Origin of the sequence: Reichenbachiella sp., assembly GCF_033344935.1 — a bacterium.
GTDB lineage: Bacteria > Bacteroidota > Bacteroidia > Cytophagales > Cyclobacteriaceae > Reichenbachiella.
The window spans coordinates 756326-779066 of the sequence record NZ_JAWPMM010000001.1 but is presented as its reverse complement, the minus strand read 5'-3'; the positions used below and the strand labels follow the sequence as shown (position 1 = coordinate 779066).

Below are 22741 nucleotides of genomic sequence, written 5' to 3'. Positions count from 1 at the left end.
TTGCAAATCATACATTATGGAATATAGAATCGAAAAAGATACCATGGGGGAAGTGAAAGTCCCTGCTGAAAAATATTGGGGAGCACAAACCCAACGTTCGTTGATGAACTTTAAAATAGGCGGCGAACATATGAAAATGCCAATGGAAATTATCCGTGCATTTGCCATCTTAAAAAAATCTGCCGCTGAGACTAACACCGAGCTCGGTGTGATGGATAAAAGCAAATCTGATCTCATAGGAAAGGTATGTGATGAAATACTCGCAGGTCAGCTCGATGATCAATTTCCATTAGTGGTCTGGCAAACAGGATCTGGCACCCAGTCTAACATGAACTCAAATGAGGTAATTGCCAACCGTGCTCATGTGATCAATGGAGGTTCATTAACTGATGACAAAAAAGCCATTCACCCGAACGACGATGTGAATAAATCACAGTCATCCAACGATACCTTCCCGACAGCCATGCACATCGCCGGCTACAAAATGTTGGTAGAAACTACTATTCCTAAAGTTGAGAAACTAAGAGATACTTTGGCCAAAAAAGTACAGGCTTTCAAGGATGTAGTGAAAATCGGAAGAACTCACTTCATGGATGCTACACCATTGACTTTAGGTCATGAATTTTCTGGCTATGTGGCTCAGTTAAATTTTGGGTTGAAAGCACTGAAAAACACACTTCCTCACCTTTCAGAATTGGCATTAGGAGGCACAGCTGTGGGTACCGGTCTAAATACACCAGAAGGATATGCGGAATTGGTAGCTAAGAAAATTGCAGGTCATGCTGGCCTACCATTAGTTACAGCGGAGAATAAATTCGAAGCTTTGGCAGCACACGATGCGATTGTAGAATCTAGCGGAGCATTGAAACAGTTGGCTGTAAGCCTAATGAAAATAGGTAACGATATCAGAATGCTATCTTCAGGACCAAGAAGTGGCATTGGGGAAATTACTATTCCGGAAAACGAACCTGGCTCATCTATTATGCCTGGAAAAGTGAATCCTACTCAGTGTGAAGCACTAACTATGGTTTGTGCGCAAGTCATCGGCAATGATGTTGCCATCTCAGCAGGAGGAATGACAGGTCATTTTGAGCTGAATGTATTCAAGCCAATGATGATCTATAATTTGCTAAATTCTGCAAGATTGATTGGTGATGCCTGTGAGTCCTTCAATGACAATTGCGCTGTGGGTATCGAGCCAAATCACCCGGTGATTGAAGAAAAACTTGAAAAGTCACTCATGCTCGTGACCGCTCTAAATACGCACATAGGCTATGAAAATGCCGCCAAAATAGCCAAAAAAGCACATAAAGAAGGCAAAACACTTCGCGAAGCTGCGCTCGAATTGGAATTATTAACAAATGAACAGTTTGACGAATGGGTAGTTCCTGCTAATATGGTAGGTAGCTTGAAAAAATAATCAAATATTTCAAAAACTTGAAAAAGTACAATTATTGACTAAATTGGCCTATATTTAGATTAATTTTTTTGTACATTAGTCATTATAAGTAGGATTAAATCATAAAACCATGAAGAATATACTAGCAATTTTTTCCCTTTTGATGTTTGTGGGATTCGCCCAGACAGCGGATGCTCAGATGTCGAAACAAGAAACGAAAGAATGGAAAAAAAGAATTAAAGCACTTAGCCCAGAGCAATACAAAGCACTTTTGGAGGAGAATAAGTCTCTGAAAGGTCAGTTGAGCAGCTTGAAAAAAGAAGTGGCAGGCGTGGATGATCGCATCAAAGAAAAAGACGATCAAATCGCTGACTACCAAGATCAGGTTTCTAGCTTGAGAAGAGAATTGGCCGATGCCAAAAAGAAAGCTAAAGAGAGCACAGGTACTGAAAGTGAGGCCTCATCAGGAGCTCAAACTGCTGTAAGCACCAAAGGCGTTCTATTTAAAGTTCAAATTGGAGCATTCAAAAAGAAGGATCTATCTAAATTTTCACAAGGCAACCCGTCATTCCAGTTGGATGAAAAAGATGGCGTGATGAAGTACACTATCGGGATGTTCAAAGATTACTGGGAAGCCGATACTTTCAAAAAATATTTGAGAGAAATGGGAGTGAAAGATGCATGGATTGTAGCTTTCAAGGATGGTAAAAGAGTGCCAATCAAAGACGTGTTAGAAGGAGTAATCTAAATAAAACACAAAAAGAAAATTGAAACCCGTCCCGATAGCAATCGGGGCGGGTTTTTTATTTAATTCCTATATTTTTGCACTCCAATATTTTAAAATATACATGATCAAGTATAAAACCAGGGAAGAAATAGAACTGATACGGCAAAGTGCATTAGTCGTATCTAAAACCCTTGGCCTAATGGCCTCAAAGATTCAACCAGGAATTACGCCATTACAGCTTGACGCTTGGGCTGAAGAATTCATTCGAGATCAAGGAGCTGAACCCGGTTTTTTAGGTCTATACGATTACCCTAATACCATTATTACTTCTGTAAATGAACAGGTGGTGCATGGCATTCCTACTAACAGGCCACTTGAAGAAGGTGATGTTGTAGGTGTTGATATTGGCGCTAAAATGAACGGTTTCTATGGAGATCATGCCTACACATTTGAAGTCGGAGAAGTAGACCCTAAAACTAAAAAACTACTGCAAGTCACAAAGGAATGTCTTGATCTGGGAATTGCACAAGTCAAAAAAGGTAATCGCATGGGTGACTTGAGCTACGCCATCCAGCAGCATGCCGAAAATAACGGCTACGGAGTAGTTCGTGAGCTCGTAGGACACGGGCTAGGGCGTGAAATGCACGAGTCTCCAGAAGTGCCCAACTTTGGAAAACGAGGAAGAGGCCCCTTATTTAGAGATGGCCTGGTCATCGCGATAGAACCCATGATCAATATGGGAACGAAAAACGTAAAGCAGTTGTCTGATGGCTGGACCATAATTACAGCAGATAAACTGCCGTCTGCACATTTTGAACATGATGTGGCCTTTATTGACGGCAAAGCAGAGATATTATCCACATTTGACTATATAGAAGAAGAATTGGCAAAGGTAAATGCCTAGCTTTTGTATTCAATTCTCATATTTTTTAATAGTTGAGTCCAAGTCCTATTTTTTTTCTTATCTTTAAAATGTGAATATTTATACTTTTAAAAGAATATTATGAATCAACCCGATGCGTCTTTAGTAGAGATGTTGCACTATGCTCAATATCTCGCTGAATTTATAGCAATTATACTCGTTAGCGGATCATTAATTGGTTATCTATTTTATTACGGCGTGATACAGGTAATATCTGGCCGATCTACCAAATACCGTTTCCGAGCTAAGAATGAGATCAATGTACTTTGGACTGCTTCTTTAGGTCTTGTAGCAGCTGGTGCCATTTTTATCTCAGCTATCTTAATTAAGGATAGGGATCTAACAAACTCAATAGCTTTGGGGATGAAGTTAATTTTACCTCTTGGCTTTGCCTTTTTGGTTGGATCAGCGATTAATTCTTACCTAAGAATCTATTACCCATCTATTCTTGAAGATAAGTTGGCAAAAATTCGATTTAAAGAGAGAAAAGCGCCAAGTGGAAAACCAATGAGGTTACTCAACGAGGAAGAGGAAGATGCATACTTGACTAAAGAAATGATTCACGAAGAAGAACTGAATCACTTTGATTATGACGTTTGGTTGGATGAAGATACCAAAGTCACCGTCATTGAAAAATATGTGGGTAATCCTAACAAGCTATGTCCAAGCTGTAAATTCAGAACTTTGAGACTGGAAAGCGAAGAAGACGAAGGCAAGTACACCACTCAAAAGTACAAGTGTACCTATTGCGGAAACAAAGAGACAGAGACTATTGAAAACGATTAATATCTTTTCTATAGTCAAAGAAAAAGGCTCTGAATTTTCATTCAGAGCCTTTTTTGATTTTATTGTACCACTTCACCTTTGATTTTCAAAATAATTGGCCCTTCACCAGTACTCGCATTTACAGTTACGGTTTTGCTAAATACGCCAACTTTAGCGGCATTATATGTGGCCTTTACTTTACCAAACTCACCAGGTAGGATTTCACCTCTAGTGTATTCGGCAACCGTACACCCACACGAACCTTGAGCAGATAAAATATACAAAGGCTTGCTGCCCGTATTCTGAAATTCAAATTCGCCCGTTACCGGCTTGTTAAGCTCAATCTGACCAAAGTCATACGCGGTCAAATTCCAAGACATCACGGCCTCTACACTATTACTTTCAATTGTTGTGAAATTGAATGAAAGGGCAGCTACTACCAACGTCAAAATTGCAAGGTACTTTTTCATAGTATTATTGTTTAAGTTTAAAATAATTACCCTCCAAAGGTGAAATAGTAAGATCAGAAGCTGTGTTAATAGATTCCTATCAATTGTTAATGTAATGTTAAAGTCTATTCAATTCAGCTATTTTTATTTTAGAATAAAGTCCTTTGGGTAAGTAAATAGCCATGAATAGAAAAACTTTCAGACTAGTGGTGTTTTTAGCCGCCATATCCATTGGTGGTATTTTGTTTATTCAGATTTTTTGGGTGGGTAAAGCATTTGACTTGAGCAATAAGCAGTTCGAACACAACGTGAACCTAGCGCTGCTCAATGTGACAAGCACCTTGTGCGAAATCAATCAAAATGAAATATTGCCTGATCCCATAGAGCAGCTATCTTCTAATTACTTCATTGTCAACCTTAATAATAAAATTGCTCCAGAGCTTTTGGAAACCATATTAAAAAGCGAATTTCAGAAAAGAGAGATTGCAGAAGACTTTGAGTACGGCGTATTCGACTGCACCAATCGCGAAATGGTATATGGACGATACATCAACTTGAAAGAAAATTCGCATTCCGCACCCGCCTCTTCAACATTTCCCCAACTGAACAAAGACGCGTATTATTTCGGTGTCTATTTCCCCAACAAAACTTCGACCCTTGCCGGGGAAATGTGGATTTGGGGGTTTTCCTCAATAGTGCTATTGATTGTGGTGGTTTTTTTCGGCTACACACTCATGGCCATATTCAGACAAAAGAAATTGTCTGAAATACAGAAGGACTTCATCAACAACATGACGCACGAATTCAAGACTCCCATATCTACGATTGCACTTTCTTCTGAAGTATTGCAATCAGAAGAGATAACGAGTCAACCAGAAAGGCTATCTCAATACGCACAAATAATAAAAAAAGAAGCCACAAGATTGCAAAATCAGGTGGATAGAGTGCTACAAATGGCTACGGTAGAAAAGGAATCCATTACTTTGACCAAACAAGAATTTGATTTAAACGAATTGATTGAGCAGTCTATTCAGAGTGCTCAATTGAATTTAACCCATGGTGGGCAAATTACCTTTTCTAAAAAGGCTTCAGAAGCCATGATTTCAGCAGACAAAGTCCACCTCACCAATATCATTTACAACCTCCTCGACAATGCTAACAAATACAATGAGAACATCCCGAACATAAGTATCTCCACGATATCTAAAGAGCATACAGTCTCTATAATTGTTCAAGACAATGGAAAGGGTATCGACAAAAAAGAACAGGAATTGATATTCAAAAAATTCTATCGCGTGCCGACAGGCAATGTTCACAATGTTAAAGGTTTTGGTCTGGGCTTGTACTATGTGAAAATGATTGTAGAGGCGCACGGTGGAAAAATTTCACTAGAAAGCTCAGACGCTGGAACCACATTCACCCTAGACTTGCCACTATCATGAAAAAAAACATACTACTCGTTGAAGATGACGAAAGTTTAGGGTTTGTAATTCAAGATAGTTTGAAGAACAAAGGCTATCACGTTTCACTCAGTAAAGATGGTGAAGCAGGGCTAAAAGATTATGATTCAAAAACGTTTGATCTTTGCATTTTGGATGTGATGCTTCCAAAAATGGACGGCTTTTCGTTAGCTGAAAAAATCAGGCAACGCAGTAAAGTAACACCCATCATCTTCCTGACGGCTAAGGGCATGCAGGAAGACAAGTTGGAAGGTTTTAAAATTGGTGGTGACGATTATATGACCAAACCCTTCTCAATGGAAGAATTGGTTTATCGAATAGAAGTATTCTTGCGCAGAGGTGGGGTTCCAGCAAAAGAATCGACAGTTCGGCAATTGGGTCAGTTTTCTTTTGACACCAACAGTTTTTCGCTTTCCATAAACGGGCAAATTCAAAAGCTTACTCGGCGCGAAGCAGAAATATTGCAGTTCCTATCAGATCGTATGGATACTTTGGTGAAACGAGAAGAATTACTGATTGCCCTATGGGGCGATGACGACTACTTCAAAGGCAGAAGTTTGGATGTATTTATTTCAAAACTCAGGAAATACCTCAAAGCAGACGAAAATGTAGACATCGAAAACTACCATGGCGTCGGATTCAAACTGGTGGTGAAAGAATGAGGGTCGGAAGGATGAAGTCCGAAGACCGAAGTCAAAACTTCCGTCTTCGGACTCCCAACTTCTATGTTATTTTATTCTATATCTCAAGCCGGCATAAGTGTTCCTCCCAAATATAGGGCCCCAAACCAGCGAGCTATCAAAATAATTTCCAAAAGGATCTTCGCTAGCAAGGATGGGATTGTCTTGGGTATAATTCAACACATTCTCCACACCGACATACACCTCAAATCTTTCACTCCAGCTCTTCGTCACCTGCACATTCATTAGGTAGAAATCTGGGGATTTCTGCGGTAGCTGATACTCCAATGGATTGCTGCCTGTATATGGAATTCGCTTCTCTCCCTGCCAGTTGAATGTATAATCAAACTTCCAATCCGATCGAGTTTCATAACCTAAATTGAGAAACGCCCGATGGGCAGACACCAAAGGTTTCTGCAAATTAGTATCTCCATACGTGGTATTGACGTCGAACCACCGGTAGCCAATTCTCATATCTACAAACTTCAAGATTTCATAATCCACCTGCGTTTGAAAGCTGTTTGAATATGATTGGCCATTCAGATTATAAAAAGACACCTGCTGTGGGTTTTGATCTAAATCCACCACGATCTGATTTTCGAAATTGGTTCGATAGTATTCTACACTAAAACTGCCATCACGATAATCCAGTCTAAACTCCTGAGTCAAATTGATACCATAGTTCCACGCTACTTCTGCATCCAGTCCATAGGGCTTGTCGCTCCCATCACCCTGCACGATCAGCGCTCTTGAAGAAGCCAATAACCCAATATTTTCAGCGATGATACTAGCCGTGCGCTGACCACGTCCCATAGATGCTCGCAGCACGGTTTGATCTGTCAACGCATATCGCAAATGTATCCTGGGCGTAACAAACGCACCATATAAATTATGATGATCTACTCTGATCCCTGCCATCGTATTGAATTTGTCCAGCAAAGAATAGCTATACTCAAAATAGGCCCCTGGTACAATTTCAGTTCTGCCATAATCATTGGCATTTAAGACCTCGTCATATTTATCATATTGAATACTGGCGCCCGTCTTGAACTGGTGATCTGTATTTCCAATCATGCTTTGGTAAATCAAATTACCATAAAGATTCTGCTGATTGGCATCATATACATTCAACCCAAAATAAGAATCCTGATCATGATACACACCAGATAGCTGCAGACCAACAGATTTCCAGGGCTGATCGATATAGACTTTGCCCAATTTAGCCCAGCCCTCATATCTATTGGTTACTAGGTTCATGCCCCAAGCGTTGGTGGTACCACGATCCGTATCTTGGTCAAACCCAACCTGCCCTCCAAGATTATCAAGGTAGGTAGCTTTGATACCAAATTGCGCCATAAAACCATTCACACCAATATACTTCCAGCGATTGAGACCGATAAAATGCTGACTCAGTGGATTGTCCAAAAACCCATCTTTGTTTCGATCTCTCTCAATCGCATTGGCTTTAGTATGAAGCAGTACGGCTGTCGACCAGTTTTCACCTACCATTTGGCTCCAGTTCAAATTGGCCTCGAACCGGCCGCCTTCGTTGGCATAGAGATTAGCATATAGCTTATCCGTATCCTCCGGTTTCCTCAACTCCACATTGATCTGCCCGGCCACACTTTCAAACCCGTTGACTACCGAACCGGCGCCTTTATTGAGCTGGATGCTTTCTATCCAAGTGCCTGGAATGTACACCATGCCATAGATGGCCGACAGTCCACGAACATCGGGCATGTTTTCCTTGGTAATCTGTGTGTATGGCCCAGCCAAGCCCAGCATCTGGATTTGGCGAGTACCAGTCACAGCGTCTGTAAACGATACATCCACGCTTGGATTGGTCTCAAAGCTTTCGCTCAGATTACAACAAGCCGCTTTCATCAGCTCTTTTTCACTAATATGCTCTGATTTCAATGGATTCAAATAATCGATCTGAACGGTCTTCTGACGGTATTCTACCTCCACTTCATCCAGTGTCACATCTGGCAACAATTGAATGTCAAGATTTTGCTGACTCGATGCTGCGAGCGTGTCACTTTGATAACCGATGTAGCTCACCACCAACTGATCTTTTCCGCTAATAAGATCCAAACTAAACTGGCCATTGGCATCAGATGGAGCACCTTTGCTGGTTCCTAGCCAATAGACATTGGCACCTACCAACGGCACACGTTTTCCCGCCTCGTCCAACTCGTATACTTGTCCAGACACGGTGGAATCATTGGCTTGCGCCAAGACTGAAGCAAATGATCCTAAGACCACCGCTATCAATAATATACTTCGCATCATGATACTTAGTGTTTGTCTATGCCGTCGTTGTAGGCGCAACATTTTGGCAATCGATCATAAGCTTCTGAATCTGCAGGCACCTGTTCCGTGGCATGACCTGCCATGGCAATGGCTTCGTGGATTTCCTTTTCGGTGACTTTATCCTCACGATAGACCGCTTTGAATACACCAGTAGAATTATCCCATTCTGCCATTTTTACCCCTTTGATGAGTGCAGCTTCTTCGATTCTTTCTTTGCACATTTCACATACGCCTTGCACCGTAAATTCACAAGTGGCTATGGATTTGTCTGATTTTTGGGCCTTCGCCAAAACAGGAAGAGCGACCAAAAACAGGATATATATTAAGTTCTTATAAGTTTTCATTGTTGTTAATTTTTTGATTGAAAATAGAAATTTGCCTAACAGACAGGATGATGACCTGAATCAGTTGGGCGATAACATTTGAATCAAAAATTAACCGTAGAAGGTAAATGAGCAGTACTTGACGTACGCTGGAATATGGGAGGGCGGGTCTACATCCGTAAACCCAAAAACTAATTGATCTGGATTATTTCTTTCCTGAATCAATAAAGAGGGAACATTAATGACTTGGAAAAAATTGTTCTCAAATGAAAACGAGTAGTGGCTTACGACCTTTTCTTCCTGATCCTGTGGTAGATCTACTGTTTCGTTTTCACAGCAGCTGTCGATGTTCATATCACCACAGCAGCAAACTTCAGCCGTCTGAACCAAATCGATAGATTCGATCGAGCCCATACATTTGTGAATAGCCACAGACGCATCTGCCGCAATAAGCAAATAAAAAAGTGATAATATGACCGCCGTAGCTTTACGCATAAGTTATTCTTGCTTACGCAAAACTAAAGAGAAGGATTTACTCAGCAGTAGAATATTGCAATTTTAAGTTCTTGATCATGTCAGCCGTCATGGATTTCAGATCATAGGCTGGTTGCCATCCCCAATCTTCTCTGGCTCTTGAATCGTCTATGCTTTGTGGCCAGCTTGCTGCTATTTGTTGTCTGAAGTCCGGCTCATAGGTGATCTTAAAGTCAGGATATAATTCCTGAATAGACGCAGCAATCTCTGCTGGAGAAAAGCTCATGCCAGCCAGGTTATACGACGTCCTTGTTTTAATACTTTCTTTAGGCGCTTGCATCAATTCGATGGTGGCGCGAATCGCATCGTCCATGTAAATCATAGGCAGCGTGGTGTTTTCCTCTAGGAAACAAGAAAAATTCTCTCCTTCTATCGCCTTGTGATAAATATCAACGGCATAATCAGTAGTACCTCCACCAGGCAGCGACTGGTACCCAATCACACCAGGATATCTCAAAGAACGAACATCCAGACCATATCGCTGAAAATAATACTGTGCCCAATTTTCACCAGCGGCTTTGCTAATACCATATACAGTAGACGGGTTGAGAAAGGAGGCCTGTGGTGTGTTGGTCTGATCTACTTCGCTGCCGAAAACAGCTATTGAACTCGGATAAAAAACTTTCTTTACACCATTCAATCTGGAAACTTCCAACACATTAAACAAAGTCTTCATGTTGATCTCCCAGGTGCCGAGTGGGTTCTTTTCGCCATTAGCAGAAAGAATTGCGGCCAGGTGATAGATTTCCTCAATTTGATATTGCTTCACGACATCTTCTATGCGACTAGCATCTGTGGCGTCTATCACTTCAAATGGTCCGGTGATATTGTCCAACATGCGCATATCCGATCGCACTACTTGGTCATTACCATATATATTTCTTAAAGCCTGGGTCAGCACAGTACCGAGCTGTCCGCCTGCACCAATGATTAAGGAACGTGCCATGATTGTTAAATTTTTGGGTTAATGTTCAACATTCATATTTAAAGCAATTTTAGTACTTATCCTTTTTAATTGTAAGATGCACCATAATAATAGCTGCCATATAAATTATTGTCCATAATTATTACTTTTACAGTCTAATTAAACAGGAATAAAAAGCAAAAATTACGGAGCAATGGACGAAATAGATAAGACCATATTGAGAACCCTGCAAAAGGATGCTAAAGTAACTGCCAAAGAAATAGCCACTCAACTCAACCTTACCATTTCACCGGTCTATGAAAGAATACGTAGGTTGGAAAAGGAAGGGTACATCAAACGCTATGCGGCCATTTTGGACAAAGAGCTCATCGGCCGATCCGTCACCGGACTTTGCCAGGTATCCATGCAGTATCACAATGCTGCCTTTATCGACAATTTCGAGAAGCAGATCCAGGATTTGGAAGAAGTTCAAGAATGCTACCACATGGCAGGACAGGTGGATTTCATCCTAAAAATCAATGTGAAAAGTTTGGAAGACTACCATGAGTTTGTGCGATACAAACTTTCGAAGATCGAAAACATTGGCGTACTCAATACTACATTCGTTTTGAAGGAGATCAAACATACGTCTGAGTTTTACATCTAATTTTTTAGATTAGTGCTTTCCATTAAAACATCATCACCTCATGATATCACCCGAAAACAATAGAAGAGCATTCATCAAAAAATCGGCATTGGCAGGTCTTTCGCTTTCCCTACTGAACCCAATAGAACTATTTGCTGAAAAAAAAGATAAAATAAAATTGGCATTTATTGGAGTGGGAGCCAGAGGAACCAATCATGTACAATTGGCTCTGGAGAGAAAAGATGTCGAAATCACGGCGCTGTGTGATATTGATGAAGTGGTCCTCAACAGAGCTGCAAATATGGTAGTAAAGGCCGGTGGAAAGTCACCTACACTTTTTGGCAAAGGAGATTATGCCTACCGTGATCTATTGAAACTCAAAAATGTTGATGCGGTGATTATCTCTACACCTTGGCTTTGGCACACGCCTATGGCGGTAGATGCTATGAATGCTGGTGTAGCCGTAGGGCTAGAGGTAGCTGGAGCTGCTGATATCCAAGAGTGCTGGGATCTGGTAGAAACACAGGAGAAAACCGGAACGCCATTTATGATATTAGAAAACGTCATCTACAGACGTGATGTGATGGCTATTTTCAATATGGTGAAAAAAGGCATGTTTGGAGAAATGATTCATCTGGAAGGTGGCTATCAGCATGACCTTAGGGCAGTAAAATTTAATGATGGCAGGCAGCTGTACGGAGGTGGTGTAGAATTCGGAGAAAAAGGAATGAGTGAAGCACGGTGGAGAACACAACATTCGATTAACAGAAACGGTGAACTTTATCCCACTCATGGACTTGGCCCAATTCATATGATGACAGACATCAACCGCGGCAATAGATATTCCTACCTGACCAGTACGGCATCTAAATCCAGAGGCCTCCATGATTACATCGTGAACCATCCAAAAGGTGGTGAAGAACATCCCAATGCTGATGTGGAATTCAAACTTGGAGACGTAGTTACGACTGTAATCAAAACAGTAAATGGCGAAACCATTACGCTCAATCATGATACAAGCTTACCAAGACCCTACTCTCTTGGCTTCAGAGTTCAAGGAACCAAGGGCATTTGGATGGATCTCAATAACTCTCTTCACATAGAAGGAGTGAGTCCAGCACATAAATGGGAAAGTGATGAAAATTACATGAAGGAGTATGATCATCAGTTATGGAAAAAATATGAGAGTCAAGCTGCTGGTGCCGGACATGGAGGGATGGACTTTTTTGTAATCAATGCATTCATAGAAGCGCTCAAAAGAGAGGCACCAATGCCACTAGATGTATATGATTGTGCCACTTGGTCTGCGGTTACCTGTTTATCTGAGGAGTCCATTGCCAAGGGAAGTGCACCAGTTCAGTTTCCAGATTTCACTAAAGGAAAATGGATCAAAAGAAAACCTGATTTTGGGATGAATGATGATTACTAAACAGCTTTAATGATAGCAGCCATCTCAGAAAGGCGATCCAACATCTGTCTGGTTAGCCTGAGCTGACATCTGGCTCTATCCAGATTATGTGTTTCATGTTTGATTTTATAGTACACATCGCCAGCCAGATAATCTGTCAAAAACCGAACACCCATGATATATGCCAACAGCGGACCAGATAATGCCAACGATTCTAACTCCTGTACGGTAAGCACTGGTTTTAAAACTTCTAAATAGCCTTGTGCAAAGCCATTGAACTTCTCGATGTCAATATCCACTAGGCCCAAATCCTTTTCATCCTCCTCAGTTGTACTGGTGGAAGTGCGTACGCCATCACCAAAATCATAATGGATTACCCCGGGCATCACTGTATCTAAATCGATTACACAGTGACTTGAAAAATCTTCCTTCAGAAGCACGTTATTGAACTTGGTGTCGTTGTGGGTGACACGGTCCTTTATTACACCTGACCTCCTCGATCGCTCGATCTCGCTCATTTGTTCGGCCACATCATTTACAAATCGGATTTCCTCTCTGCATGCTGAAACCCGATCAGGATTTTTATTTGAACTAACCACTTCATTGAAAGTCGTTAGCCGTTTGATGATATCATGAAAACTAGGAATTGTTTCTTTAAGATCCTGTACTGGAAAGTCATCCAACAGCAGTGCGAATTGTCCAAATGCTCTAGCTCCTTGATAGGCCTGTTCGGCCGATTCAACATAGTCATATGACCGATACCCTTTTAGAAATTTTACAACACGCCAAAAACTTCCATTTTCATCCTGAAAGTAACTGAGGCCACTACTCGTTGGGATAATTTTTAACGTTTGACAAGTGTCTTGCAACGCGACTGAAGAAGAAATTTTCTCATTCAAAAATTGAGTAACAAGCTCCATGTTGTGCATGAGGCCAGACACATCTTTGAATACTTGATGATTGATTCGTTGAAGTAGAAAGTCAACGCCTTCCGGATTTTGATTTCGAACCCTAAAAGTATCATTAATTAAGCCTCCACCGAATGGCTCAATAGACTCCACTTGAATGTTGGCAGCAAAAGCGTCAAATACCTGTTTCATATTACAAAATACTTCTTTGACGTAAAAGTATGTAAATCAAAAATCTCCATCATCCATATCGTCGCCTCCATTGCGACCGCCTTTGGATCGTGACTTCTTTTGGTTGATTCGATAGGTAAAAGACATTCCTAATTGTCTACCTCGTCTTTGATATTCACTTTCTTCTATGAAATTGGTGGAGAACGTAGAAGATCTATACTTACGCGAATTGAGAACATCTCTCACAAAAAAGACCAAGGTACCATTGCCCTTCATCACATCCATATTCGCGCCAAGATCCATAGCGTACATGGCCTTTCTCTTGCCTTGGGTTGTTTTTTCCGGTGCACGATACCATCCACTCACCTGTATGTTTACTTTATTTATTTTCACTTTGTTGTTTAGTCGAAATCTGGCTGTATAGGTATCTCTTTCTAAGATCACATCTTTGTATTCGCCTTTGGTAATCGCACGATAAAAATTAGCATTACCGTTGATATTTAACCAATCCAGTGGATCTACGCTAAAGTTGGTCTCGATACCATAAGCGTTTTCTGTACCAATATTGTAAGGCGTGGACACTGTAGAGATACCGTCCTCAGAGGTTTCGATTCGTTCTATCACGCCTGTGGTGTATCTATAATACCCACCCAAATAAATGGAGGCTTTCTCCAAATTATACAACCACCCTAATTCATAAGAATCTGCGTATTCCGGATCCAGGTCTGTATTACCTGTACGTATATTTCTAGGATCACTAAAAGAAGAAAAAGGATTCAGATACCAAAAGCGAGGGCGTGATATTCTCCTACTATAACTCGCCTGTACAGATTTCATTTTATCAAACTTGTAAGACAAAAACGCACTTGGGAAAGCATTGAAATACCTCTTATCATTGGCTTGATCTGTTTCTCGCTGATAAGTACTAATGAGGGTCTGTTCTACCCTGAGCCCTAGTTGATAACCCCATCGATCCATTTTGTTTTCGAAAATACCATAAGCGGCATGCACGTTTTCATCATATTCGAATCGATTAGAGAAATTTTCATAAGGATACCAATCTCCCATATCGTCGATTTGTTCTACGAGATAATCACTACTTATTTTACGAATGTTTCCTCTATATCCAGCTTCCATTTTTTTACCATCGGCCAGTGGCTTTACATAATCGACTTGCATCAAAATATTCTTATCCCCCTGGACATTCAGCGACCGTTGATACATGATTTGATCGGAGTCCGTCATTAGATTGGCCGAGTCAATGCTAGATTGCTCAGTTTCATCATTGCTTCGAAATTGGAAGTCAGCAGTCAGTTCATGTCCTTCGCCCTCCATGATTCTACGATAGCTAAACTGGTATTCGTAGTTGTCGTCGTCTTCCTTTTCGACATCCTTCCTGAATGTATTGGAAAGAAGAGCATCATTTACATCCCAATCATGATAGATGATATTCGCGATGTTTTCTTCGTCCGATATTTTAATCATACCAGAGGCTGTAAGAATATTGTTTTCGTTGATGTAATAATCAGTGCCCAGCCTATAAGTATGAGAAGTGCTACTTCTCAACCTTTCGTTGTCGATGTGTGTAATAAGCGTGTCTGTCCCAAAACCAATCCGGTTAGAATAGCCGTTACCTTCATTCTCCCGGTAGTTGATTCCATAGCTTCCGAATACATTGAAATTTCCCGCTCGATAATTCAGACTTCCAGAAAATCCATAATTAGCCGGATAGCCCAAATTGGTAGTAAACGAACCATTAAAACCTTTTTCTCTTTCTTTCTTCAAAATGATGTTGATGATCCCAGCACTACCGGAGGCTTCGTATCTGGCAGAAGGATTAGTCACTACTTCTATCCGTTCAATCAGATCACCTTGCAGCGAGCGCAAACCGTTGCTATCGCTAATGCCCACCAAGCCAGACGGCTTGCCATTTACCAAAATCCTAACATTACTACTTCCTCTCAAACTTACATTGCCATCTACATCGACCGAAACTGAAGGAAGATTGTCCATGATCTCGGAAGCATTGGCGCCTATATTGCTCAGATTTTCACTGACGTTGAACACACGCTTGTCCAGCTCCAGCTGCATCTGGTCTCTTTTGGCCGCCACAACTACCTCATCGAGCGTCTCGGCGTCTGGCGACATTTTAATTGCACCCAAATCAATCACTTTATTTTCTCGGTTGAGTACCAGGTCGTTCACAAACTTCTGCTCATAAGAAATGAATTGCAACCTCAAATAATATCTACCTGGTCTTGGTGCCAAAGAAAACCTCCCCTGAGTATCAGTAATACATCCATCGACCAAAGCACTATCCTGCACAGAAAATAAGCTAGCCGAAGCATACTCCAATGGAACTCCAGTTTCAGAGTCAATCAGTTGACCCATGATTTTGAAGGGAATCCCACCTGGCTCTCCTCCAGGTCTTTGTCTGGGCTGGGCCTGAAGACTTGCAAATGTTTGAAGACCGAACAGAATAACTAAGAAGGCAAAAACTCTGATGTTCATGTTTAAGTATTTGAATGCAAAACAAAGAAACGGTAAGTTCAGAGCAAGGCTACAATTAATCTGTGAACGGCAATACTTTACGGTTCAACGACAGAGATGTACAAATCTCAGCTAATCATGTTGATGAACCCCAGAATCGTGTCGTTGACCGGAAATCATTGTCAAAACCCTTTTCTACTTGATATATTTGAAGCATGATGCCCAAAAAGAAGTCAATTATTAGCATTAGGGAAGCCATTTTCCAGCTCGTGTTAAATTCGGTAGTCTTTGTGTTTTATGGCTACAGCCGAAACAATCCTCAATTCGAAGAATACGAATACGTGTTCTTCCTCAACTACGCAGTGGGCGCCTTAATCATCAATTACTGGTTGCTACCTTCTTACATTTATACCAAAAAGTATTTACAGTTTAGTATATACTTCATTGTGATTGCTATGGCCATGATGTTTATGGAGGAGTTTGTACTTGAACAAATCTACTTTCCAGACACCCGCGGCCAACGTTTTTTCGCTTTGGGAAACTTGCTAAGTATGCTCCCGATCATAGGTATACTTTCGGGATTCAAATTTGCCTGGGATGCACTGGGCAAGCAGAAGGAAGTGGAAGAATTGAAAGACACAGTCAAAGAAAGTGAATTGCAATTTTTAAAGTCTCAAATCAACCCTCACTTCCTTTTCAATAACCTAAACAACCTCTATGCACATGCCATAGAAAACTCTCCACAGACTCCTACGATCATACTCGAATTGTCTGCAGTGATGAGATATATGCTATACGATTGCCAGGCCAAGTATGTCTCCTTATCCAAGGAGATCGAGCACCTCAGCAATTTCATCAACCTCAACAATCTACAAATAGAGGGAAGAGGAAAGGTTAATTTTGAAATGCCAAAAATTACTCAAGATCATAGAATAGCCCCTTTGATACTGATTGTATTTGTGGAAAATGCATTCAAACACAGCTCATCCAGTCAAACGGAAAACATTGAAATATCAATAGAACTAGAAGTAAAGCAGGGTCAATTGCATTTTACATGTGCCAATTCTTATATGGACCAGACCAACACTCAGGATATCAATAGTGGCATTGGCTTAGAAAATGTAAAGAAAAGGCTGCAATTGCTATACCCTGAGGCTCATACTTTAGATATAATAAAATCCAAGAATGAATATCAGGTTAAGTTGAAAGTGGACTTGAACCATTAAAAAATGAATTGCATTATCATCGAAGATCAGCTACCCGCACAACGTATCCTCAAAAGGTACATTGAAGATATTGGTACGCTGAATTTGGTGGGCACCTTTTCTAATGCCTTGCAAGCCCTAGACACGATCAACTCGCAAAAAATAGACTTGCTGTTTTTGGATATTCATTTGCCTAAACTATCGGGCATAGACTTCTTAAAAACTCTTCCCAATTCCCCATATGTAATATTGACCACAGCTTTTTCAGACTATGCTTTGGAGAGTTATGAATTCAATGTTGTGGACTACTTACTCAAACCCTTCTCGTTTGAGCGATTCGTAAAGGCGGTATCCAAAGTGACCACTTTAACAAATGCTGCTCCTCCCGCGAAAAGCGAAGAAAAACACAATCTCGACCTATTCATCAAATCGGGATATGAGCACATACGTATTAGTTTGACCGATATCTTCTATATCAAATCCGATGCAGACTACACAGAAATTCACTTATCAGACAAAAAGCATCTGTCCTCCGAAAGACTAAAGAACTGGGAAGAAAAATTGGGCAATCAAAGATTTCTTAGGGTTCATAAATCTTTCCTGGTCAACACAGACAAAATCGTCAAACTTGTAGGCAATCAGATTCATCTAAATGATGACACAACTATTCCCATTGGCAGAGCTTACAAAGAAGTTTTATCACAAAAATACTTGCAGTAATCTCATTCTGATGAAGAAATAAATTGATTAAATTAGAGACACCTCCATGTGATCAAAACCTAAACATCAGATGTCAAAGTACCCATCGAGCTATCAACCACTTACCTATTTTCGTCTAATTATCATTCCACTATTTTTTACCCTCACCTATGATACAATGGGGCAAATCATGTATCAAAACGTGTCAAACAAAAATGTTGCACTTGGCTCTTATGGTCGCGTAGGCGTGGATTGGTCATTTGAAAATGGTGGTTCCATTGGAAGGCGTTTAAATCTTAATAACATGGGCAGTATTGGTGGTCGTATGGAGGAACAAGACTATCTCGAATTAGCTCCAGCACTCTACTTCAACCCTAGCGAAGAAGATAGTACAACCATCTACGCTCAGATGAGATTTTCTGTCTATGCCAATAGTCTAACCACCTTTGGAAACAGCAGTACCTCTAGCCTTGGTGGTCTAACCATTGCGATTCCAGAAATGTATGTAGAAGCACGAAATATCCGAGGCAAACCACTAAGTATTTGGATAGGTGCCAGATTATACCGAGGACCAGATGTACATATTGCAGATCATTTTTATTTCAACGATCACAGTAGTCAGGGCTTTGGGGTAGAATGGAAAGGCTCTCGATTCATGGCCTTATTTGTAGAATCTACGGACACCACCTCGACTGTACCTCCATATTTTTACCTAAATATAAAAACCGGTACTCCGAGTGCTGCGCTTAGACAAAGAGTAGTGATAGCTGCCGAACAAGATGTCACCTTGTCTCCAAACGACGCAATCACATTTTTGGGTGAAGTGCACCGCATGGCACATGCCGATAATGACACTTCCTCTGCACCAGTTGATGAAGCGCTCAACTTCCCAGCGGACATCGGATTTGTAATCGGCGCAAAATATCAACGCAATCTGCCCGGCTTACTCGATGGCTCATTCAATCATTTGGCTGTACGCTACGGCACCGGTATAGCCAATGGAGGAGATGGAGGCCTCTCCCGAACCTGGCTGACTTTTGGTGCTCCGGACCTAAACAATCTGGATTTTAAAGGAGCTTCTTCCATTTACGTTGTGAATCATACAGTATTAAATTTTTCAACGAGCTATACCCTCAATACTTATTTCATATATACCAAAAGCAAAGGAGCTGCAGATAGTGACCATATAGCACCAACCTACTTTGGCAAAGAAGTATTTAATAGAAAAGAAGATCTTTCTATTGGTAGTAGAAGTGAGTTTTACATCACAGATTATTTTCACCTATTGGCCGAATTACATTACTCTCAACGAAAAGATGGCACAAACCCCGTTGCCAATATGGCCAAAATAAGCATAGTACCGGTGTATGTGCCTACCGGAAAGCGGGATACTTGGGCAAGACCCCACTTGCGCTTTGTGGCCTCTTTGGCCAGATACAACGACTATGCCATGGAAAGCTTATACTCACCATATCTTCAATTTGTGGGGGAAAAACGTTGGGGATATTACTTCGGCGTGAAAGCTGAATGGTGGATTTTCAACTGATCAAACAAAAATAAATTCCTATCGGATGAAACTTTTGATAGGTTAATTACATCTCCTTAATATCAATACTACAAAATAGTCTTTGCTGATTGCTCAATCTATTTTAGTTTAGCAATACTACAAAGTAGTTATTGAAAAGAATAGTTATGAAAGAATATCAATTAGGCGAATTTGAAGAAATAGTAATGCTCACCGTTGGCGTACTGTACGATGAAGCATATGGAGTAGCTCTCAAAAACGAAATTGAAGAAAGAGGCCAAAGAAGTGTGAGCATCGGTGCACTGCAATCCACGCTACGTCGACTAGAGAAAAAAGGCTTTTTGGATAGTAGGCTGGGTGAACCTGATAAAGAAAGAGGGGGCAAACCAAAACGCTTCTTTAGAATCACGGCCTACGGCAAAAAAGCACTTACTCATTCAAAAGAAATTCGCTCAGAGCTTTGGGACTCAATACCCAAAATCGCCCTTGACCTAAAAATAAGATGATAAAAAAACTAGCATCTAAATTTTTCAAATTCTATTGCCATCCAGATTACTGGGTGGACATATCTGGCGATCTGGACGAGATCTACAGACATAATGTTAGAACGCGGAAGAAGTATCCTCAACTCAGGTACTTTATGCAGGTGCTTCAGCTTTTCAGACCCTCTCTGATCAGACCAATTACAGAAAACTCAATAATAAACTCAAATCACACCATCATGTTAAAAAACTACTTTAACGTGGCTTTTAGAAGCCTACTCAAAAATCGAATGTATTCATTCATCAACATATTTGGACTGGCCATAGGGTTGGCTGCCTTTTTGATGATTAATCACTTTGTGGCCTTTGAAGAAAGCTATGAAAATCATATCATATACAGGGAAAACATCTACCGTGTTCAACTAGATGTATACCAAAATGGTGAGCTTGTCTACAAAAGCTCAGAAAACTACCCCGGTGCAGGGCCCGCCATGTTGGAAGATTTTCCAGAAGTCATCAGCTCAGCCAAGCTCTATAACATGGGCTCCAAAAACAATGTGATCATCACTTCTGAAAATGGAGAAGAAACCCCTCAAGTACTGAAGCATAAAAGATTCTTGTATGCCGAAGCTGCATTCCTACCCATGTTTTCTGTTCCCATGATTCAAGGAGATGCTCAGACTGCATTAGAAAAACCTCATACGATTGTGATCTCAGAATCTATGGCCAAAAAGTACTTTGGCAATGAAAATCCAATGGGCAAATTGCTCCGCTTGGAGGACGATGATTTCAACAATGAGCTATGTACGGTAACCGGTGTATTTCAGGACATACCAGAAAACACCCATCTCAAATTCGATGTGCTGATTTCATTCAACACACTATACACCAGAGATACAAGCGGAAATGGATGGGCCAAAAGACGATATGGCAATGGCTGGGGGAGAAAAGACTTTTACACCTATGTACAACTAAAGCCTAATGCCGACCCCAAAAGACTAGAATCTCAGTTTCCGAATCTGGTAGACAAATACAAACCAGAGAATAAAGAAAAAAACATGAAAGATGTACTGTCGTTGCAGCCACTCAAAGACATTCACCTATACTCTCAACTCACGGATGAAGCAGAAGTAAATGGCAATGGTGATGGTGTATTTTACATTTCTATCATCGCCTATTTCATCCTAATTATTGCTTGGGTCAATTATATCAATCTGAGTACCGCCAGATCATTCGACAGGGGTAGAGAAGTAGGGTTACGAAAAGTAATGGGCTCCTATCGATCATCTCTTGTCGCTCAGTTTTTGATCGAATCATTAGTGATTAATGGCTTGGCTATGCTCGTAGCTTTCATTCTTATTTTTTCAACTGGCAATCTTTTTCATAATCTGAGTGGCACCCCACTAGACTATGTCATTTGGTCGCAATCGTGGTTTTGGATCATGGTGGCTAGTGTAGTCTTTATTGGATCGCTTTTGTCAGGTATTTATCCGGCATTCGTTATTTCTTCATTCAAGCCAGCACAAGTGCTTCATGGCAAACTTAAAACTTCTTCTGGAGGGGTAGCTTTAAGAAAAGCCTTGGTGATTTTTCAATTTGCTATGTCTGTAGCTCTTATTGTGGGCACGGCCACTGTATTTGATCAGATGGAATACATGCAATCCAAAGATCTAGGGTTCGACATGGAACAAACCATTGTCGTGGAGCGTCCACCCAAACAGGACACTTCTCGAGAAGTGAGGTCCAATAGAGTCAAATCTTTCAAAACGGGGTTGAAACAAAGGTCAGAAATTATATCTGTGGCTGGTTCTACTCTACTACCAGGCAAAAAACTGAGGTTTAAAACACCGATCCGCACGAACCTGCAAAGTCAAGATGAGGCCGTGCCTTTGAGCGTTGCAGGTATTGACTTCGATTTTGCAGAATCCATGAATATGGAAATCATTGCGGGTCGTGCGTTTTCAGAAGAGATGCGTGATGATTTAGATAGTTTGGTCATCTTAACGGAAAATGCCTCTCGAGCCTTAGGTTTTGAAAAACCAGAAGACGCCATAGGCAAACGAATAGAAATAGAAAGGTTTCGCTGGAGTCCGTCTGTCGTAGGCGTCATGTCTGACTATCATCAAGAAAGCCTAAAAGAAGAAAAGCCGAAGACTTTAATCTACCTCAGTGGTACAGGTTCTGAATATTTCATGATAAAAGTGAATATGGACCAATCTAGTCAAGCCATTGCCTCCATCGAAGAACAATGGTATAGAAGCTTTCCGGGCAACCCATTTCACTATTTCTTCTTAGATGAATATTTCAATAGCTACTACGAATCCGAGCGCCAGTTCAAAGACCTATTTGCCACCTTCTCTATTCTTGCCATCATCGTTGGTTGCTTGGGACTGTTTGGCCTGTCTTCATTCACAGCCATTCAGCGCGCCAGAGAAATCGCCATCAGAAAAGTGCTGGGCAGCTCCATTCTCAATATTATCCAGCTGCTCTCCAAAGAATTTTTGATCTTGGTTGGCACAGCTACTTTGATTGTTTGGCCTCTCAGCTACTATCTCATGGATCAATGGCTCGACAACTACCCTTATCGAATAGACATCGGATGGACTTCGTTTGTTTATTCGGGCGTAGTGGTACTATTGGTTACCGCCATTACCATCAGCTATCAGACACTCAAATCGGCTACCGCCAATCCGGTGGATGCGCTGAATCATGAGTAAGAGTCTTTAAAAAC

The 22741-nt window shown here is 40.9% G+C and carries 20 protein-coding genes; 13 read left to right on the top strand and 7 right to left on the bottom strand.

Annotated features, from left to right (window positions below; genetic code table 11):
• The first annotated feature begins 16 nt into the window (after positions 1-16).
• The 4 genes from fumC to R8N23_RS03235 all read left to right on the top strand — a co-directional run bounded on the left by fumC (position 17) and on the right by R8N23_RS03235 (position 3834).
• Positions 17-1420, top strand: a complete 1404-nt coding sequence (gene fumC / locus R8N23_RS03250) for a class II fumarate hydratase (protein ID WP_318170129.1) — start codon at positions 17-19, stop codon at positions 1418-1420.
• 109 nt (positions 1421-1529) lie between these two features.
• Positions 1530-2147: an Ezrin/radixin/moesin family protein gene (locus R8N23_RS03245; RefSeq protein ID WP_318170128.1), complete on the top strand. Its 618-nt coding sequence runs from the start codon at positions 1530-1532 to the stop codon at positions 2145-2147.
• 100 nt (positions 2148-2247) lie between these two features.
• Positions 2248-3030, top strand: coding sequence for a type I methionyl aminopeptidase (gene map / locus R8N23_RS03240; RefSeq protein ID WP_318170127.1), 783 nt, complete (start codon positions 2248-2250; stop codon positions 3028-3030).
• Between the two features lie 99 nt (positions 3031-3129).
• Complete coding sequence (locus tag R8N23_RS03235; RefSeq protein WP_318170126.1) at positions 3130-3834, top strand: hypothetical protein; 705 nt, start codon at positions 3130-3132, stop codon at positions 3832-3834.
• 59 nt (positions 3835-3893) lie between these two features.
• On the opposite strand, the gene R8N23_RS03230 is transcribed toward R8N23_RS03235, so the two are convergent.
• Complete coding sequence (locus tag R8N23_RS03230; RefSeq protein WP_318170124.1) at positions 3894-4283, bottom strand: DUF1573 domain-containing protein; 390 nt, start codon at positions 4281-4283, stop codon at positions 3894-3896.
• 161 nt (positions 4284-4444) lie between these two features.
• On the opposite strand from R8N23_RS03230, the gene R8N23_RS03225 reads away from it, so the two are divergent.
• Positions 4445-5704, top strand: coding sequence for a HAMP domain-containing sensor histidine kinase (locus tag R8N23_RS03225; RefSeq protein WP_318170123.1), 1260 nt, complete (start codon positions 4445-4447; stop codon positions 5702-5704).
• Entirely contained in the window at positions 5701-6384 is a 684-nt protein-coding gene (locus R8N23_RS03220; protein WP_318170122.1) for a response regulator transcription factor, read from the top strand. The genes R8N23_RS03225 and R8N23_RS03220 overlap by 4 nt, the downstream gene beginning before the upstream one ends.
• 66 nt (positions 6385-6450) lie before the next feature.
• On the opposite strand, the gene R8N23_RS03215 is transcribed toward R8N23_RS03220, so the two are convergent.
• The 4 genes from R8N23_RS03215 to R8N23_RS03200 form a co-directional block, all read right to left on the bottom strand.
• Positions 6451-8694 (bottom strand): TonB-dependent receptor, encoded by a 2244-nt coding sequence (locus R8N23_RS03215; RefSeq protein WP_318170121.1) that lies wholly within the window; start codon positions 8692-8694, stop codon positions 6451-6453.
• 5 nt (positions 8695-8699) lie between these two features.
• On the bottom strand, positions 8700-9059 hold the full coding sequence (locus tag R8N23_RS03210; protein WP_318170120.1) for a cation transporter: 360 nt from the start codon (positions 9057-9059) through the stop codon (positions 8700-8702).
• Between the two features lie 90 nt (positions 9060-9149).
• On the bottom strand, positions 9150-9533 hold the full coding sequence (locus R8N23_RS03205; protein ID WP_318170119.1) for an HYC_CC_PP family protein: 384 nt from the start codon (positions 9531-9533) through the stop codon (positions 9150-9152).
• A gap of 37 nt (positions 9534-9570) precedes the next feature.
• Positions 9571-10518 carry an NAD-dependent epimerase/dehydratase family protein gene (locus tag R8N23_RS03200; protein ID WP_318170118.1) on the bottom strand — a complete coding sequence of 316 codons (948 nt, stop codon included), beginning with the start codon at positions 10516-10518 and terminating at the stop codon, positions 9571-9573.
• A 172-nt stretch (positions 10519-10690) separates the two neighbouring features.
• Between R8N23_RS03200 and R8N23_RS03195 the strand changes: the two genes are divergently transcribed.
• Both R8N23_RS03195 and R8N23_RS03190 read left to right on the top strand, forming a co-directional pair.
• Entirely contained in the window at positions 10691-11143 is a 453-nt protein-coding gene (locus R8N23_RS03195; RefSeq protein ID WP_318170117.1) for an Lrp/AsnC family transcriptional regulator, read from the top strand.
• Between the two features lie 40 nt (positions 11144-11183).
• Entirely contained in the window at positions 11184-12551 is a 1368-nt protein-coding gene (locus tag R8N23_RS03190) for a Gfo/Idh/MocA family protein (RefSeq protein ID WP_318170116.1), read from the top strand.
• Here the strand turns inward: R8N23_RS03190 and R8N23_RS03185 are convergent.
• Complete coding sequence (locus R8N23_RS03185) at positions 12548-13630, bottom strand: aminoglycoside phosphotransferase family protein (protein ID WP_318170115.1); 1083 nt, start codon at positions 13628-13630, stop codon at positions 12548-12550. The genes R8N23_RS03190 and R8N23_RS03185 overlap by 4 nt on opposite strands.
• 36 nt (positions 13631-13666) lie before the next feature.
• A complete protein-coding gene (locus tag R8N23_RS03180; RefSeq protein ID WP_318170114.1) occupies positions 13667-16120 on the bottom strand; it encodes a TonB-dependent receptor domain-containing protein in 2454 nt (817 codons plus the stop codon).
• 197 nt (positions 16121-16317) lie between these two features.
• Between R8N23_RS03180 and R8N23_RS03175 the strand changes: the two genes are divergently transcribed.
• The 5 genes from R8N23_RS03175 to R8N23_RS03155 all read left to right on the top strand — a co-directional run bounded on the left by R8N23_RS03175 (position 16318) and on the right by R8N23_RS03155 (position 22727).
• Positions 16318-17325, top strand: a complete 1008-nt coding sequence (locus tag R8N23_RS03175) for a sensor histidine kinase (RefSeq protein ID WP_318170113.1) — start codon at positions 16318-16320, stop codon at positions 17323-17325.
• A 3-nt stretch (positions 17326-17328) separates the two neighbouring features.
• A complete protein-coding gene (locus R8N23_RS03170) occupies positions 17329-18024 on the top strand; it encodes a LytTR family DNA-binding domain-containing protein (protein WP_318170112.1) in 696 nt (231 codons plus the stop codon).
• Positions 18025-18094: 70 nt separating this feature from the next.
• Positions 18095-19549: a carbohydrate porin gene (locus tag R8N23_RS03165; protein ID WP_318170111.1), complete on the top strand. Its 1455-nt coding sequence runs from the start codon at positions 18095-18097 to the stop codon at positions 19547-19549.
• A gap of 146 nt (positions 19550-19695) precedes the next feature.
• Entirely contained in the window at positions 19696-20034 is a 339-nt protein-coding gene (locus R8N23_RS03160; protein WP_318170110.1) for a PadR family transcriptional regulator, read from the top strand.
• On the top strand, positions 20031-22727 hold the full coding sequence (locus tag R8N23_RS03155; RefSeq protein WP_318170109.1) for an ABC transporter permease: 2697 nt from the start codon (positions 20031-20033) through the stop codon (positions 22725-22727). Before R8N23_RS03160 ends, R8N23_RS03155 begins: the two co-directional genes overlap by 4 nt.
• Positions 22728-22741: the final 14 nt, after the last annotated feature.

Coding starts and splice junctions, on each gene's coding strand:
- fumC (WP_318170129.1), top strand. CDS start 17: ATGGAATATAGAATCGAAAAAGATACCATGGGGGAAGTGAAAGTCCCT.
- R8N23_RS03245 (WP_318170128.1), top strand. CDS start 1,530: ATGAAGAATATACTAGCAATTTTTTCCCTTTTGATGTTTGTGGGATTC.
- map (WP_318170127.1), top strand. CDS start 2,248: ATGATCAAGTATAAAACCAGGGAAGAAATAGAACTGATACGGCAAAGT.
- R8N23_RS03235 (WP_318170126.1), top strand. CDS start 3,130: ATGAATCAACCCGATGCGTCTTTAGTAGAGATGTTGCACTATGCTCAA.
- R8N23_RS03230 (WP_318170124.1), bottom strand. CDS start 4,283: ATGAAAAAGTACCTTGCAATTTTGACGTTGGTAGTAGCTGCCCTTTCA.
- R8N23_RS03225 (WP_318170123.1), top strand. CDS start 4,445: ATGAATAGAAAAACTTTCAGACTAGTGGTGTTTTTAGCCGCCATATCC.
- R8N23_RS03220 (WP_318170122.1), top strand. CDS start 5,701: ATGAAAAAAAACATACTACTCGTTGAAGATGACGAAAGTTTAGGGTTT.
- R8N23_RS03215 (WP_318170121.1), bottom strand. CDS start 8,694: ATGATGCGAAGTATATTATTGATAGCGGTGGTCTTAGGATCATTTGCT.
- R8N23_RS03210 (WP_318170120.1), bottom strand. CDS start 9,059: ATGAAAACTTATAAGAACTTAATATATATCCTGTTTTTGGTCGCTCTT.
- R8N23_RS03205 (WP_318170119.1), bottom strand. CDS start 9,533: ATGCGTAAAGCTACGGCGGTCATATTATCACTTTTTTATTTGCTTATT.
- R8N23_RS03200 (WP_318170118.1), bottom strand. CDS start 10,518: ATGGCACGTTCCTTAATCATTGGTGCAGGCGGACAGCTCGGTACTGTG.
- R8N23_RS03195 (WP_318170117.1), top strand. CDS start 10,691: ATGGACGAAATAGATAAGACCATATTGAGAACCCTGCAAAAGGATGCT.
- R8N23_RS03190 (WP_318170116.1), top strand. CDS start 11,184: ATGATATCACCCGAAAACAATAGAAGAGCATTCATCAAAAAATCGGCA.
- R8N23_RS03185 (WP_318170115.1), bottom strand. CDS start 13,630: ATGAAACAGGTATTTGACGCTTTTGCTGCCAACATTCAAGTGGAGTCT.
- R8N23_RS03180 (WP_318170114.1), bottom strand. CDS start 16,120: ATGAACATCAGAGTTTTTGCCTTCTTAGTTATTCTGTTCGGTCTTCAA.
- R8N23_RS03175 (WP_318170113.1), top strand. CDS start 16,318: ATGCCCAAAAAGAAGTCAATTATTAGCATTAGGGAAGCCATTTTCCAG.
- R8N23_RS03170 (WP_318170112.1), top strand. CDS start 17,329: ATGAATTGCATTATCATCGAAGATCAGCTACCCGCACAACGTATCCTC.
- R8N23_RS03165 (WP_318170111.1), top strand. CDS start 18,095: ATGTCAAAGTACCCATCGAGCTATCAACCACTTACCTATTTTCGTCTA.
- R8N23_RS03160 (WP_318170110.1), top strand. CDS start 19,696: ATGAAAGAATATCAATTAGGCGAATTTGAAGAAATAGTAATGCTCACC.
- R8N23_RS03155 (WP_318170109.1), top strand. CDS start 20,031: ATGATAAAAAAACTAGCATCTAAATTTTTCAAATTCTATTGCCATCCA.